The sequence below is a fragment of the Knoellia sp. B-D-2 genome, from assembly GCF_057714695.1.
Map to the genome: position 1 here is coordinate 1,101,336 of NZ_CM173189.1, position 14,901 is coordinate 1,116,236.

General features: G+C 72.6%; 13 protein-coding genes and 1 other RNA gene. 4 read left to right on the forward strand and 10 right to left on the reverse strand.

Features of this window, described 5'->3' with window-relative positions:
* Positions 1-15: 15 nt before the first annotated feature.
* Positions 16-699, reverse strand: coding sequence for a lysophospholipid acyltransferase family protein (locus AC3EU2_RS05330; protein WP_488178680.1), 684 nt, complete (start codon positions 697-699; stop codon positions 16-18).
* The gene (locus AC3EU2_RS05335; protein WP_488178681.1) at positions 696-3,134 is read right to left on the reverse strand and encodes a DNA polymerase III subunit gamma and tau; all 2,439 of its coding nucleotides are present in this window, start codon (positions 3,132-3,134) and stop codon (positions 696-698) included. The genes AC3EU2_RS05330 and AC3EU2_RS05335 overlap by 4 nt, the downstream gene beginning before the upstream one ends.
* A gap of 81 nt (positions 3,135-3,215) precedes the next feature.
* Here AC3EU2_RS05335 and AC3EU2_RS05340 point away from each other — a divergent pair, with 81 nt between their 5' ends.
* Together AC3EU2_RS05340 and AC3EU2_RS05345 are read left to right on the forward strand one after the other, a co-directional pair.
* Positions 3,216-3,851: an ABC transporter ATP-binding protein gene (locus AC3EU2_RS05340; protein WP_488178682.1), complete on the forward strand. Its 636-nt coding sequence runs from the start codon at positions 3,216-3,218 to the stop codon at positions 3,849-3,851.
* 22 nt (positions 3,852-3,873) lie between these two features.
* On the forward strand, positions 3,874-5,268 hold the full coding sequence (locus AC3EU2_RS05345) for a hypothetical protein (protein ID WP_488178683.1): 1,395 nt from the start codon (positions 3,874-3,876) through the stop codon (positions 5,266-5,268).
* Between the two features lie 100 nt (positions 5,269-5,368).
* Here AC3EU2_RS05345 and AC3EU2_RS05350 read toward each other — a convergent pair whose 3' ends face one another.
* Entirely contained in the window at positions 5,369-6,466 is a 1,098-nt protein-coding gene (locus tag AC3EU2_RS05350) for a ScyD/ScyE family protein (RefSeq protein WP_488178684.1), read from the reverse strand.
* Between the two features lie 211 nt (positions 6,467-6,677).
* Here AC3EU2_RS05350 and AC3EU2_RS05355 point away from each other — a divergent pair, with 211 nt between their 5' ends.
* Both AC3EU2_RS05355 and AC3EU2_RS05360 read left to right on the forward strand, forming a co-directional pair.
* Positions 6,678-7,763 carry a helix-turn-helix transcriptional regulator gene (locus AC3EU2_RS05355; protein WP_488178685.1) on the forward strand — a complete coding sequence of 362 codons (1,086 nt, stop codon included), beginning with the start codon at positions 6,678-6,680 and terminating at the stop codon, positions 7,761-7,763.
* A 109-nt stretch (positions 7,764-7,872) separates the two neighbouring features.
* Positions 7,873-8,583: a DsbA family oxidoreductase gene (locus tag AC3EU2_RS05360; RefSeq protein WP_488178686.1), complete on the forward strand. Its 711-nt coding sequence runs from the start codon at positions 7,873-7,875 to the stop codon at positions 8,581-8,583.
* A gap of 34 nt (positions 8,584-8,617) precedes the next feature.
* Here the strand turns inward: AC3EU2_RS05360 and ffs are convergent.
* From ffs to AC3EU2_RS05395, 7 genes are all read right to left on the reverse strand, one after another.
* Positions 8,618-8,714, reverse strand: an RNA gene (ffs, locus tag AC3EU2_RS05365) — signal recognition particle sRNA small type.
* A gap of 205 nt (positions 8,715-8,919) precedes the next feature.
* Entirely contained in the window at positions 8,920-9,858 is a 939-nt protein-coding gene (locus AC3EU2_RS05370; protein ID WP_488178687.1) for a BadF/BadG/BcrA/BcrD ATPase family protein, read from the reverse strand.
* A gap of 13 nt (positions 9,859-9,871) precedes the next feature.
* Positions 9,872-10,789 carry a carbohydrate ABC transporter permease gene (locus AC3EU2_RS05375; RefSeq protein WP_488178688.1) on the reverse strand — a complete coding sequence of 306 codons (918 nt, stop codon included), beginning with the start codon at positions 10,787-10,789 and terminating at the stop codon, positions 9,872-9,874.
* Entirely contained in the window at positions 10,786-11,685 is a 900-nt protein-coding gene (locus AC3EU2_RS05380; RefSeq protein WP_488178689.1) for a carbohydrate ABC transporter permease, read from the reverse strand. The genes AC3EU2_RS05375 and AC3EU2_RS05380 overlap by 4 nt, the downstream gene beginning before the upstream one ends.
* Before the next feature lie 43 nt (positions 11,686-11,728).
* Positions 11,729-13,030 carry an extracellular solute-binding protein gene (locus tag AC3EU2_RS05385; RefSeq protein WP_488178690.1) on the reverse strand — a complete coding sequence of 434 codons (1,302 nt, stop codon included), beginning with the start codon at positions 13,028-13,030 and terminating at the stop codon, positions 11,729-11,731.
* Positions 13,027-13,968 carry an N-acetylmuramic acid 6-phosphate etherase gene (locus tag AC3EU2_RS05390; protein WP_488178691.1) on the reverse strand — a complete coding sequence of 314 codons (942 nt, stop codon included), beginning with the start codon at positions 13,966-13,968 and terminating at the stop codon, positions 13,027-13,029. The genes AC3EU2_RS05385 and AC3EU2_RS05390 overlap by 4 nt, the downstream gene beginning before the upstream one ends.
* Before the next feature lie 48 nt (positions 13,969-14,016).
* Positions 14,017-14,901 carry a MurR/RpiR family transcriptional regulator gene (locus AC3EU2_RS05395; protein ID WP_488178692.1) on the reverse strand — a complete coding sequence of 295 codons (885 nt, stop codon included), beginning with the start codon at positions 14,899-14,901 and terminating at the stop codon, positions 14,017-14,019.

Genomic DNA, 14,901 nt, shown 5'->3' on the forward strand with positions numbered 1-14,901 from the left:
GCGTGACGGCCGGGGTCAGTCGTCGGGGTCGGCGCTCGGCGGGCGTTCGTTGTAGGTGTCGGCGCGCTCCTGACCGGTCAGCGCCGCGATCGCGTCCATGACGTCGTCGGTGAGCTGGCGACGGGCGCGGCCGGCGGGCAGGCCGGCATACGCCGACGGCTGGATCGGGGTCCCGAAGGCGACGGTGACGTCCGCGAGCCGCAGGCCACGCGCCCCGACGGGCTGGACCTTGTCGGTGCCGATGAGGCCCACGGGCACGACGGGCACCCCGGCGGTGAGGGCGAGGAACGCGACCCCGGTCCGGCCACGGTAGAGGCGGCCGTCACGCGAGCGGGTGCCCTCGGGATAGACGCCGAAGGCCTTGCCGGCGCGCAGCACCTCGAGCGCGAGGTCGAGCGACTCGTGGGCGCCGCGCGAGTCGTCACGGTCGAGCGGGATCGCGTCGCCGGCCTCCATGAAGCCGCGGACGAGGCGCCCCCGGACGCCGGTGCCGGTGAAGTACTCCTGCTTGGCGAGGAACGAGACCTTGCGCGGGGCGGCCACCGGGATGGCGAAGCTGTCGATGAACGAGAGGTGGTTGCTCGCGAGGAGGACGCCACCCTCCCTGGGGACGTTGCCCTTGTCGAGGATCGTCGGCCGCCACACCGCGTGGGCGAGCGACATCGTGAGGGTGCGCCCGACCCAGTAGTAGGTGCTCATGCGTCCTCTTCGTGGATGACCTTCCCGCCGAGGACACGTTCGACGACGGGGACACCGATCTCGCCCAAGCCCTCGATGTCCTCATCATCCTCGCTGATCGCGGAGTCGTCGGCGACCGGCGTCTCATCCGGGTCGCGCTCGGCCGCGACGGCCACCTTGGCGCGCGCGAACGGGCTCGTCGGCTCGGTCGGCTCGGTCGGCCCGGTGGTCTCGGCCGTCGCCCAGGCAGGGGCGGTGGGCCCGCCGCCGCTACTGCCCCACTCGGCCTGCGTCGTGGGCGGCTGGCTCGGGACGTATGCCGCCTGCTCGCCTCCGCGACCCGGCTCGCCGTCCCGGTCCGGATCGCCCTGGGGGCGCGGGGCCTGGCCGGCGCCGGAGGGTCGCTGGCTCGGCGGCGCGCTCGAGGGCGGGGTGGCCGGCTCGCGGGTCGGGGCGGGGCGGTTGGGGTCGATCGTCTGGACGCCGGCGGGTCCGCCGAGCGAGGAGCCGTCGGCGGGCACCCCCTCGACCCGGGCGTCGATGCCGAGGACGTCGATGAGCGCCTGCTGGACATAGGTCGCGTGCGGGCCGCGGCGGAAGGTGTTGGCCAATCCGGTCGTGGCGATGCCGAGAAGGAGCCGCTCGCCGTCGTAGTCGAGCACCTGCGCGTGCTCCGAGACGAAGGTCCACGTCGTGCGCCGCAGCTCGAAGACCTTGGCGAGGACGTCGGGCCAGGACCGGCGGATCGCCGCGGTGTCGAGGCCGCCCGGACGTGGAGCCGGAGCGGCGGGGGCAACGGGCTCGGGGGCGACGGAGGCGACGGGCGCGGCGGGGGCGGCGCTCGCCGCCGGCTGCTGCGCCGGCCGGCCCTCGGTGGGGCTCGCCGGTGCCGCCGACGGCGGCTGCGGCTGCGGCTGCGGCTGGGACGGCGTCGGGCGAGGCCGCTCCGGCTCGACGAACCGGGGCCCGTGGTCGTACGGCTCGTCCAGCTCGGGCGGCTCGTCGAGCGGCGGCTCCGACGGGTCGGGAGCACGCTCCTGCCGTGGGGCCGGGGCTGCCGGCGGGCCGGTCTCGGGGGACTGGGGGGTCGGGGCGGCCGGCTGGTCCCGTACGACGGGTGCCGGATCCCGGGTCCCGACCGGCTGCACGGGCACCGACGGCGCCTGGGATACCTGCGGCGCCTGGGACGCCGACGGCACCGGGGCCGCAGGGGCGACCGGCGCCGACCGGAGCTGGGGAGCGGCCCGGGCCGAGGGCGCCACAGAAGCTGCGGCAGCCGCCCCGGAGGGAACCCCGCCGACGTCGAGGCGACGTTCGAGACGGTCGAGGCGGGCGGCATACCCGCTCTCGCCCGCGGCGCCGGGAAGCAGCAGGCGCGCGGCGATGAGCTCGAGCTGGAGGCGGGGCGCGGTCGCACCGGTCATCTCGGACAGCCCGGCGTTGACGATGTCGGCGGCCCGCGAGAGCGCGCCGGAGCCGAACGCGGCCGCCTGCTGGCGCATCCGCTCGAGCTGATCGGGCGGGAGCGCCCGCAGCACGGCCGAGGCGCCGTCGGGGACGGCGGCGACGACGATGAGGTCACGCAGGCGCTCGAGGAGGTCCTCGATGAAGCGGCGGGGGTCGAGCCCGGTCTCGATGACGCGCTCGATCGACGAGAACGCGCCGACGCCGTCGCCCGCACCGAAGGCGTCGATCGTCGCGTCGAGGAGCTCGCTGTCGGTGAAGCCGAGCAGCGACGCCGCCGACTCGTAGGTCAGGCCCTCGTCACCGGAACCGGCGATGAGCTGGTCGAGCACGGAGAGCGAGTCCCGCACCGACCCCCCGCCGGCGCGGACGACGAAGGAGAGCACGCCCGGCGCGACGGCCACCTCCTCGGCGACGCAGAGGCGCTCCATGTAGTCGGTGAGCTGGCCGGGGGGGACGAGCCGGAACGGGTAGTGGTGGGTGCGCGAGCGGATCGTCCCGATGACCTTCTCGGGCTCGGTCGTCGCGAAGACGAACTTCACGTGCTCCGGCGGCTCCTCGACGATCTTGAGCAGCGCGTTGAAGCCCTGCGGCGTCACCATGTGCGCCTCGTCGATGATGTAGATCTTGTAGCGGCTCTGGGCCGGGCCGTAGGACGCGCGTTCGCGCAGGTCACGGGCGTCGTCGACACCACCGTGGCTCGCCGCGTCGATCTCGATGACGTCGACCGTGCCGGCGCCGCCGCGGGCCAGCGCCACGCACGAGTCGCACTCGCCGCACGGCGTCGCCGTCGGGCCCTGCTCGCAGTTGAGGCAGCGCGCGAGGATGCGGGCGCTCGTCGTCTTGCCGCACCCGCGGGGACCGCTGAAGAGGTAGGCGTGGTTGACCCGGCCGGTGCGCAGCGCCTGCATGAGCGGCTCGGTGACGTGCTCCTGGCCGATGACGTCGGCGAACGTCTCGGGGCGGTAGCGGCGGTACAGGGCGGTGCTCACGGGGCCCAACCTAGTCGCCCGCGAGGACACCCGGCATGCCGCCTGCACCGGCCTGTGGACGCGGTCGCTAGCCTCACCGCCATGGACGTGCGCGGGGACGACGTGTCGAAGGTGGTGGGGCCGGCGACCCTGCTCGCCCCCGTGTCCGTCGCGGCGGAGAGCGGCACCTGCCTGGTCCTGCGCGGTCCGAACGGCTCCGGCAAGACGACCCTGCTGCGCATCCTCATCGGCGCGCTCCCGCCCACGACCGGGACCGCGACCGTCGGCGACGCGACCGCCGACGAGCGCGACCCGGCGGTGCGCGCGGCCGTCGCCGCGCTCGTCGGCGCACCGGCGACCTACCGCGACCTGACGCTGCGCGACCACCTCGTGCTGCTCGACGCCACGTGGGCCGGCGACGCCGACAGCTGCGACGACCGGGTCGCCGCAGCCCTCACCCAGCTCGGGCTGGGGGGCCTCGGTGAGCGGTTCCCGCACGAGCTGTCGTCCGGCCAGACCCAGCTGTTCCGCCTGGCCCTCACTTTCTTCCGCCCGTCCGAGGTCCTCGTGCTCGACGAGCCGGAGCAGCGTCTCGACACCGCGAAGCGGGCGCTCGTCGCGGAGATCCTCGCCGCCCGGCGCGACGCCGGCACGACCGTCGTGCTGGCCTGCCACGACCCCGTGGTCACCGACCGCGTCGCCGACCGGGTGGTCGACCTCGTCGGCGCGACCGACTGAGGCCCGTGTGAGCGTCAGCGCCGTGAGCGACCAGGAGCGCCTCGCCGACACCCGGCACGTCCTCCACGGACCCTCCGGCAACCCGGCGCGCAAGGAGGTCGCGTATGCCGCCTACGTCGCCGTGATCCTCGTGGGGCTCTACGGCTTCCCCGTCCTTCGCGCCCTGGTCCTCGCCGCCGACCGGGAGGCGATGGGCTCGGCCCTACGGTCGCCGTGGGCGGTCCTCGGCGTCGTCGCGGTCACGGCCGCGGTCGCCCTTCTGGGACGTGAGGCCGGGCGGGTCCGCGGACCGGTCGTGGCGCCGGTGCCGTGGGTCGACCACGTCGTCGCGTCGTCGTTGGACCGCTGGGTGGCGCTGCGGCCGTGGTTCGGCTACTCGCTCTTCGCGGTCCTCTTCGCCGGCGGGCTGTCCGGCCTCCTCGTCGGCGCCGCGTTCCTCGGAGCGCGGGCGGCGTCGTGGTGGTTCGTCCCCGTCGCCGTCGCCGTCGGCCTCGCGGTCGGCCTGGTCGGAGGCGCGACGTGGCTGCTCGGCCAGTCGAGGCTCTCCCCACCACTGCGTCGCGCGCCCGGCCCCGGGTCGTCGTCCCGGTTCGGCGCCCCGTCCGCCGAGGTGCGACGGATGGGCCTGCCCGAGCTGCGCACGCAGGCGGCCCGGTCGAACCGGATCGTCGGCGGGGTCCAGGCGGGAGACCTCCGCGCCGTCCGGCTCGAGGCGGCACGCCCCATCACCCGGGGTCGTGCCCTGCGACTGCGCCGACGCGGACCGGTCGCGACCCTCGTGGCGCGCGACGTCCTCGGCCTGCGGCGCGCCCCCGGAGCGGCCGTCGTCGGGCTCGTCCTCACGGTGCTGGGCGGCGTGACGCTCGGCGCCACCCTCGGCTCCAGCGCCGTCCCCCCGCTCGTCGGCTTCGTCGCCGCGATCATCGGCTACGTCGGCTTCGGCGCCCTGGCCGAGGGCCTGCGGCTCGAGGCCGACACCGTCGGGACGCCGGCCCTGTTCGGGATGCCGCCGGTGCGGGCCGCCGCCACCCACCTCGTCGTCCCGGGGCTCACCCACCTCGTCGGCACGACGCTGGCCGGGTCCGTCACCGCCCTCGCCGTCGGGTCGACCGTCGGCGAGGTCCTGCCGTGGTGCGTCATGACCACGGTGGTGCTCGGCGGCGGAAGTCTCCTCGCGGCATACCGCGGTCGCCCCCCGACCACGTTCAGCACGGTCCCGTCACCGCAGACGGTCGCGATCTGGTACTCCTCCCCGCTCATCCTGTGCACCCTCCTCGTCGGCGGGATGGTCTGGGGCGCCGTCCAGTGGCCCACGTCGGGGCTGCACGTCATCGCGACGTGGGTGGCCGGCGCGAGCATCGTCTACGCCGGGCTGCGGCGGGTGGACCGGGAGTCGATGTCGCACCGGGAGGTCTGAGGCCGCAAACCAGGTCCGGCCCTCGTCGGCACCGCCATGGTCAACGCGAGGTGCCGGTGCCCCCACGGGAGGGAGGCACCGGCACGGCTCGCGCCGACGTTCAGCGGCGCAGGCCGACCTTGATGATCGAGCCAGGAGCCAGCGGCTCACCGGTCTCGAAGTCGATGTCGGCCATCTGCCCGATGTAGAGCGCCTTGCCGTTCGTCTCGACGGCGAGGGGACGCTCGATCGAGTGTGCGGTCCACCGCTTCTGTCCGCGAACGGCCGTCACCTTGCCGGCGAACAGCTCGGTCACATAGATGGTGTCACCGGACACCGCGAGGTTCGTCGCCCCGAGGAAGCCCGTCGCCACTGGCGACGAGGTCCCGTGGTGGCCGATCCTGAAGACCGACCCCCGGGCACCGAGGCTGGGGTCCTCCGGTCCTCCCGGCAGCGAGCTGTACAGGAGAGCACCCCTGGGTCCGACCTCGACGTCGGTGGGCACGTTCTCGAAGGCGTAGGTCACGCCCACCGTGCATGGGGGGAGGCCGGCGGCCGACGCGATGTTCGCGGTGATGCGGAGCTCGCGACGCGGTGCGACGGCGATGGTGGAGATCCGCCCCTTCTGGTCGACACGCAGGATCGAGTTGCCCGCCGCGTCCGCGACGGCCCAAGCCCCGTTGGGCAGTGCGGCGACGGCATACGGGTGCGACTCCACGATGCCCTGGTAGGTGGCCGGGCCGCCTGAGATCTCGGCGAAGAACGCGTTCGCGCACGGGTTGCCGCCGGCGATGACGCCGTAGGTCACGTGCTGGTCGGGGTTGCGACGCGACTCGTACTCGCCGAGGTCGGCAACGACGTCCTGCTTGCCGGCGGACCGGATCGTCAGCAGGCTGCGGCCGTCTGCGGACGTGCTCGTGTAGGCGAAGGTCCGGCCACGCTGGACGACGTCGACGCCGGCGATCTCGCCGCCCTCGACCGTCGCGAGCACCGTCTTCCTCCCGTTGCCGGAGTACTTCGTCAGGGTGCCGAGGAATCCGTCGGAGGCGTAGACGTCAGAGCCGTCAACAGCCAGCTGGAACGGTGCCAGCACGGTGTCGTCGATCGTGGAGACCCATCCCGGGTGCCCGTCGTGGGGAGTGGCGGCCGTGGAGGGGGCCAGGGCGACGACCGAGGCAGCCGCGGCAGCGGCTGCGAGCGCAGCGCGTAGGGAGTTCATGAAATGGACGCTCCTCGAGGTTGTGCCGGCGGCCGGCTCACGTACACCGGAGGACCGTCGGCGAAGGGACCCGACCCTTGAAGGCTGGTGGAGCGGAGCCGACCTTGCCCATCCCAGAACTGCGGTTTGTTGCAATTCCGCCCATACGGCATACGCCCTCCCCCCACAATGTGGGGGGGCCGTGCAACGCCCGTCGAGGAGGTGCAGACCGGTGGAGTGGGAGGTCCTGCGCGATCGCGTCGTCGCTGACGTGAGCGTCCTCGCACGGGCCGACATGGGCCTGCAGACGTTCGCCGAGGAGGCCCTGCGCTCCTTGCAGCGTGCCGTGCCGCACGACGGTTGGACGCTCAACACGGTGGATCCTGCGTCGCTCATGCCGACCGGCGTCTACCTGCGGGGGGGTACGGCGATCGGGTCGGCCGAGCACGACCGCCTCTGGGCGCAGCTTGAGTACGGGCATCACGACCCCACCTCGATCCTTGCCATGGTGGACACCGGACGCCTCGCCATCGGCGTGCACGACCTCACCGGTGGCGACGTCACCCGCTCGCCGCGGATGCGCGAGCTGATGTCCCCGATCCTCGGCTGCACCGACGAGCTGCGAGGACTCGCGACCGACGGTCAGAACGTCTGGGGCGCGGTCTTCCTCCATCGTCGCGTCGGTCACTTCGAGCCCTGGGAGGTCGAGCTTGTCCGGACCCTCTGCCCGTCCTTCGCTCACGCCGTGCGGCTGGGTGTGCTGGAGCTGTGGGCGGAGGGGGCCACCCCCAGGGGCCAGTCCCCCGCGACCATGCTCGTCCTCGACGGGTCCGGCAACGTGGTCCTCGCCTCACCTGATGTTGCCGAAGGTCTCGACTCGCTCCGCTTCGGCTCGGAGGAGGTGACCGGCCGGCTGCTCGTCTCGCTCACCGCGGCGGCCGCGGTGACACAGGCGACGGGGGGGTCGCACCACCCCACGACTCGAGTGCGCCTCACCGACGGGCGGTGGTGCACGATCCACGCCACCCTGCTGCGGTCTGGCGAGACCGACCTCGTCGGCGTCACCGTGACCGAGTCACGGCCGCGCGAGCTGCTGCCCATGTTCATCGACGCACTCGACATGACGCGGCGGGAGCGCGATGTCCTCGCGCTCGTCGTGCGTGGTGCCGACACCAAGGCCGTGGCCGAGGAGCTGCACATGAGCAGCCACACCGTCCAGGGTCACCTCAAGGCCATCTTCGCGAAGGCCGGGGTCCACAGCCGGCGAGAGCTGACCGCACTCGCCCTCGGTGACCGGCTCGGAGCCGTCCCGAACTGACGCGCCGCGAGTCCTGGTCCTCTGGCCCTGCGGTCCTCGGGCTGCAGAGGCTCCCGTCCAAGGAGTCCGACTACTGGGGTCGTCGGTCCTCCCACGTATCGTCGAGGCCATGCGTATCGACGTCTGGTCCGACCTGGTCTGCCCCTTCTGCCACGTGGGGCGCCGACGCCTCGAGCTCGCCGTGGAGGAGTTCCTGGCCGGTGACGAGGAGCGTGAGGTCGAGGTGACCTGGCACAGCTACCAGCTCGACCGGTCCGCGCCGTCCGTCGTCGACGGCTCCAACGTCGACCGCATCGCCGAGAAGTACGGCCGCTCCCGCGAGGAGATGGTGGCCCAGCACGAGGCCATGGCCGCCGATGCCGCCGCGGTCGGCCTCGACTTCCGGTGGGACCAGGTCGTGGGTGGCAACTCCTTCGACGCCCACCGCGTCATCCACCTCGCCCGGGCCCGGGGGCTCGAGAAGCCCGTGACCGACCGGGTCATGCGTGGCTGGTACTCCGAGGGCGCCGCGATCGGCGACACCGACACCCTCGTCCGGCTCGCCGTCGAGGGCGGCCTCGGCGAGAAGGACGTGCGCGAGACGCTCGGCTCGGACGCCTACGGCTACGACGTGCGTGAGGACGAGGCGACCGCCAACCAGATCGGCATCACGGCCGTGCCGACCTTCGTGCTCGACCAGAAGTTCGCCGTCACCGGCGCCCAGCCCGTCGACGGCCTGCTGCGCGCCCTCGAGCTCACGTGGGAGGACCGGGGCACCGCGCCCGAGGCCCGCGGTGGCGGCTGTGGCGGGTGCGCGGGCGGCTGCGCCTGCGGGGCCTGACCGGAACACCGGCTCGTGAGCCGGACTGCGCGAACATGAAGACACCCCGCGTACCTGGAAGAGCTCGCCTGCCCTTGCTGCATTCCTGCCCTGGGGGAGTTCGGTGAGGTACCACCACGCGGGGTGCCGGTCCAAAGTCTAACCCGGCCCTGCGGCGAGGCCAATCCGGTCCCGCGCTCCTCCCCGCCCGGTGCTGTGCAGTGCTGCGGCACAGCGCAGCAGCGCACACCCCTCACCCGAACATGTGCCGCCCACGCTGTGCAGTGCTGCGGCGGGGCGCAGCACTGCACAGCGCGGCGCGAGGACGTGGGGCGCGCGGAATCCGCCGTCGCGCCCTCAGCCGAGGTGGACGTATGCCGGGTGGCGCGGGACCGTGCCCGTCTCGGCAAGCAGCGTGGCCAGGTACAGGGCCCCGTCGAGGGCGCCTCCGTGCGACGCCGTCAGCTCGACGCCGGTCGCCGCGAGCACCGACTCGAGGGCGGAGCGCACCGGCTCCGCGTTGAGCAGTCCACCGGTCGCGACGAGCGTCGGCGAGTCGATCCCCGCCGCGGCCGACAGCAGGGACTCGGCGAGCGCCTCCCCCGCCTCCCGGCAGATCCGCGCCGCCACCGGCTCGCCGGCCTCGGCGGCCGCCACGACCGCCGGCGCGAAGGAGGACAGCTGCTCCGGCGCGTCCCCGCCGGTCATGACGCGACGCGGCCAGTGCGACGTGGCGCCGAACGCCGACACCCCCGCGGTGAGGAGGCGCTCCGAGCCGTTCGGCAGCCCGTCGTGATGTCGCAGCCCCGCCTGCAGCCCGAGCAGCCCCACCCACGCGGCCGACCCGCGGTCGCCGAGCACGTGCCCCCACCCGTCGACGAGCCGCCACACCGAGGTGTCCGCCGAGCCGAAGTCGGACCCGAACGCCACCGCCCCCGTGCCGGCCGCGACCACCGCACCCGGCCGGACCCCACCGACGGCACCCACGAGGGAGGCGACGGCGTCGCTCACCACGGCGGTCCGCTCGGCGTGCAGCGTCGTCGAGACGACCTGCACCACCTCACGCGGGTCTGAGAGGAAGAGCAGCCCCCGCTGCGACCAGCAGACGGCCGCCACCTCGGTGACCCCGCCCTCGTCGAGCAGCCGGGCCGCGTCCGCGGCGAGCGCGGGCACGTCGATCCCGCCCGACCCGATCCGAGCGCCGGGTGCGGAGAGCACGGGGCCGGGCTGGCCGGCATACGACCACTGGAGGCGGAGGCCGGACCCGCCCACGTCCACACCGACGACCGCGCTCATGGGCGCGAGCCGATCACTTCGACATGCCGGCGGTCAAACCCGCGACGATCTGCTTGGTCGCGAACAGGAAGAGCACGATGAGCGGGATGGTCGTGATGACCAGCCCCGCGAAGAGCGCCGAGTAGTTCGTTGCGTTCTCGCCGAAGAAGTTCGTCAGGCCGACGGGCAGCGTGTACTTGGACTCCGAGCGCAGCAGCACGAGCGGGTAGAGGAAGTCGTTCCAGATCGGGACGAACCGAAACACCGCCACCGTCGCCAGGGCCGGGCGCACCATCGGCACCATGATCCGCCAGAACGTCTGCCACGCGTTGGCGCCGTCGAGCACCGCGGCCTCCTCGAGCTCCTCGGGCAGCTGCCGGAAGAACGTCGTGAGGACGAAGATCGAGAACGGCACGCCCGCCGCGGCATACATGAGCGCCAGGCCGAGCCGGCTGTCGATGAGGCCGAAACCGTCGAAGAGGAAGAACACCGGCAGGATCGCGAGGTGGATCGGCAGCATGAGGCCGGAGAGGAACAGCGACTCCAGCCACCGGAAGATCCGCGCGCGGCCGCGCGCCAGACCGTATGCCGCCATCGTCGAGACCGCGGTCGAGATCGCCACCGCGCCGGCCGTCACCGTGAGCGAGTTGACGAAGTAGGTCCCGAAGCTGCCGACCGTCCACGCCTCCTGGTAGGCCGCGACGGTCGGTGACGTGGGCAGGCCCAGCGGGTTGGTGATGAAGTCGGCGTTGGTGCGGAACGAGTTGAGCACCATGATGACGAGCGGTGCCAGGGCGAGGACGGCGTAGCCCCAGAGCAGGATGCTCGCGCCCGCGCCACCGACGGGGTCGTTGGCGCCCTGGCCACGCCGCCGTCGCGTGCGCCGGTGGCTCGTGCCGGTCGACGCGGCGTCCGCGGGTGCGGCGTCGGCGGAGGTGAGGGTGGTCGTCATGAGGCCATCCGCCTCTCGTGCCGGCGCAGGACCTTGGTCGCGGCCATCGCCCCACCGAAGATGATGAGGAAGAGGACCGTCGCGAGGGCCGACGAGGTGCCGATCGCGTCGACCGCGCCGGAGTCGAAGGCCGAGCGGTAGAAGAGCAGCGAGACGAAGTCGGTCGACCCGGCGGGGTTGCCCGTCGACCCACCGAACGCGAACGGCAGGGCGAACGCCTCCATCGCGAAGATGAAGGTCAGCACGGACACCGTGCCGATGGCGGGGACGAGGAGCGGGAAGGTGATCCGGCGGAACACCTGGCCGTGCGAGGCGCCGTCGACGCGGGCCGCCTCGGTGAGCTCCTCGGGCACGCCGCCGAGCGCCGCGCCGTAGAGCAGCACCGGGAAGCCGACCCACTGCCAGACCGAGACGAGGATGACGACCCAGAGCGCGGTCTTGGGGTCGCCCAGCCACGGCAGCGCGAACTGCTCGAGGCCGACCTTCGTGAGCAGCTGGTTGACCGGCCCGAAGGTCGGCGAGAGCAGCAGCGTCCAGAGGTAGCCGATGACGATCGGGCTCACGAGGTAGGGCATCGCGTAGAGCGTCTGCAGCATCCGCCGAGTGCGGGCCCGGCGGTGCAGCAGCGTCGCCACCGTGAGCCCGATGGTGTTCTGGACGAGCATCGTGCCGAGGAAGAACAGGACGTTGTGGAGCAGCGCCTTGGGCAGGTCGGTCTTGAACGGCGCGCGGTTGACGAGCGCCGAGAAGTTCGACAGCCCGGCGAACCCCTGGCGGCTCGTCCCCTGCCACTCGTAGAAGGCGTAGGAGAACGCCGTCAACATCGGGTAGAGGACGAACACGCCAAAGAGGATCAGGGCGGGCGCGAGGAAGGCCAGTCCGGTGCGGGTCTTCACGACGGCGAGTCCACCACGGCCTGCGGCCCGGAATCCACCCCGGTCACGGGGTGGGCTTGAACCAGGTCTTCACCCCGGCGTCGATGTCGGCCGCCACCTGGGCTGCCGTCTTGGAACCGAGGAGCAGCTGCTGCACGCCCTTGCCCATGAGGTCCGTGCCCGACGGGGAGCCGTAGCGGAAGTCGGTGAGCAGCAGGTAGGGCGAGGGCGACTTCTCGTAGCTGTCGGCCATCTGCTTGAGCAGCGGGTCGTTGTAGGTGACGCCGGGGACGGCCGAGATCTGCTTGACCTCGTCGGCGACCATCTGGCCGAACTCCTTGGTCGACATCCACTTGACGAGCTCGAGTGCGGCCTCCTGGTGGGGCGACTTGGCGTTGACCGCGAAGTTGCCGTCGGCCCAGCCGGGGGTCGTGGCCTTGTCCTCGGGCGAGCCGGTCGGGGCCGGGACCTCGAAGACGCCCAGGTCGATGCCGGGGTTGGCCTTCTTGAGGACGGCCATGTCGAACGAGCCGCCGGGGAACATCGCGGCCTTCTCGGCCGAGAACAGGGTCTGCGCGTCGGTGACCGCGACACCCGTGACGTTCTTGGGGAAGTACTTGGCCAGCTGCGTGAAGACGTCGATCGAGGCGACGAAGTTCGGGTCGGTGAACGACGTCTGGCCGCTCAGGACCTCCTTCTGGAAGGCCGCACCACCGAACCGCGGGGCCGCGAGGACCTCGTGCACGATCGGCAGCGTCCAGTCGTCCTTGGCGCCGACGGCGATCGGCGTGACGTCACCGGCGAGCAACTTGTCGCCCGCAGCGGTGAAGTCGGCCCAGGTGGCAGGCGCCTCGTCGATGCCGTTCTTGGCGAACAGAGCCTTGTTGTAGAACATCTGGACCGTCTGGCGGGCCAGCGGCACCGAGTAGAGCTTGCCGTCGGCCTTGGACTTCGCCGAGTTGACGACGTTCTCGTCCCAGCCCGAGAGGTCGACCTTGCCGTCGAGCGGCACGAGCGACTTGGAGGCGATGGTCGGCTCGACCTGGCCGTAGGAGCGGACCTGCGGGACGTCGGGGCCGTCCGAGCCGGCGAGGCCGGTCGCGAGGATCTTGTTGTACTCGGTCGCCTTGAACGGCTTGAACTCGACGGTGACGCCCTCGTGCTTGGCCTCGTAGGCGTCGAAGATCTTGTTGTACGCCGCCTCGTCCTCGACGCGCCACGACCAGACCGTGAGGGTGGTCTTCTTCCCGTCACCTCCGCCGGATCCCGACGTGTCGGTGTCGTTCGAGGGCGCACACGCGCCGACGGCGAGCACACCGGTGAAGGCGATGAGGGTGAGGGTGGAGCGGAGGGTTCGAGGGGTCATGACGTCTCTCCTGTCGACACGGGCTGGCTGGAGGTGGTGGTGAGCTGGAGGAGCGCGGCCGCGACGGAGTCGTCGTGGGCGCGCAGGGCGGCGACCGCGGCGTCGACGCCGACGCCGCCGAGGAGGGAGAGCAGGGCCGGCTTGAGCTGGCCCCCGGCGGCGTCGAGCGTGGCCCGGGCCTCGCCCTCGCTGGCGCCGCTGGCCTCCTGCAGGATCCGGACGACGCGACCGCGCAGCTTGGCGTTGGTCGCGACGACGTCGACCATGAGGTTGGACCAGGTGCGACCGAGCCGGATCATCACGGCGGTCGAGAACGAGTTGAGGATGAGCTTCTGGGCGGTGCCGGCCTTGAGGCGGGTCGAGCCGGTGAGCACCTCCGCGCCGGTGTCCGCGACGACGAGGTGGTCGGCGTATGCCGCGAGCTCGGCTCCCGGGTTGGCCGTCACGAGGGCGGTGCGCGCGCCGATCTCCCGCGCGCAGTCGAGTGCGCCCCGGACGTACGGGGTGCGGCCGGACGCCGTGAGGCCGATGACGACGTCGAGGCGGGTCACGCCGCTCGCGTCCCGGGCCCCCTGCTCGACGTCGTCCTCGACGTTCTCGACCGCGCGCAGGAGCGCCGGCGCCCCACCCGCGTGGTGGGCGACGAAGAGGCCGTCCGGCGCGTTGAACGTGGGGAGGAGCTCGGCGGCGTCGAGGACGGCGAGGCGCCCGGACGTGCCGGCGCCGAAGTAGTGCACGCGCCCCCCGGCGCGGATCGCGCTCACGCTGTGGTCGACGAGCCGCGCCAGCTCGGGCAGGACCTCGGCGACGGCGCCGGCGACGGTGCTGTCGGCGTCGTTCATGAACATGAGGATCTCGAGCGTCGACGCGGTGTCGATCCCGACCGTGCCGGGATGGCGGTCTTCGGTGGGCGCGCTCACCCGGACGTCGTTGGCCATCCGTCGAGGTTAGTTTCTAACGTCCGAACCGTCAACAATGTGAATGAATCACGAGACGTGGTGTCCCGCGACGGCCCGGCGGCTGTCCGCGACGGCCTTGCGCGCCCGGGGCAGGTCACGCTGCGCGACGGCGATGTAGAGGCAGTCGACGACCGTCAGCGCCGCGATCCGGCTCGCCGTGGCGCCCGAGCGCAGCGAGGTCTCGCGGGCCGCCGTCGTGAGGACGATGTCCGCCGCGGTCGCCAGCGGGGACAGCGGGAAGTTGGTCACGGCGACCGTCGTGGCCCCGCGCCCGCGGGCGACCGCCAGCGACTCGATCGTCTCCGACGTCGCGCCGGAGTGGGAGATGCCGATGGCGACGTCGTGCCGGGTCAGCAGGGTCGCGCTGGTCAGGGCGATGTGGGGGTCGTTCCACGCGAACGAGATGACGCCGATCCGGTGCAGCTTCTGCTGGAGATCGGTCCCGACGATCGCGCTGGCACCGATCCCGTAGACGTCGACCCGGGTCGCTCGCGCGACGGCGTCGGCTGCGGCCTTGAGCGCGGCCCGGTCGAGCTGCTGCGCGGTCTCCTCGACGGCGCTCGAGTCGACGGCCGCGACCTTGTCGATGATGTCGTCGATGGTGTCGTTGGCGCTGATGTCGCTGCCGGCCATCCGCTGCTCACGGGGCATCGCGGACTCGGCCGCGAGCGCGAGCCGCAGCTGCGGGTAGCCCTTGAGGCCGAGCCGCTTGCAGAAGCGCAGCACCGTCGTCTCCGACGTCGCGGCCGCGTGGGCGAGCTCGGTGATCGTGAGGTCGGAGGCGCGCCGCGCGTCCGCGAGGACCTTGGTGGCGACCCGCTCCTCGGCCGGGGTGAGCGAGGGCCTCATGCCCCGCAGCCGGACGAGAAGGGGTGCGTCAGCCACGTCGGTCAGGTCGGTCGGAGATGCCAT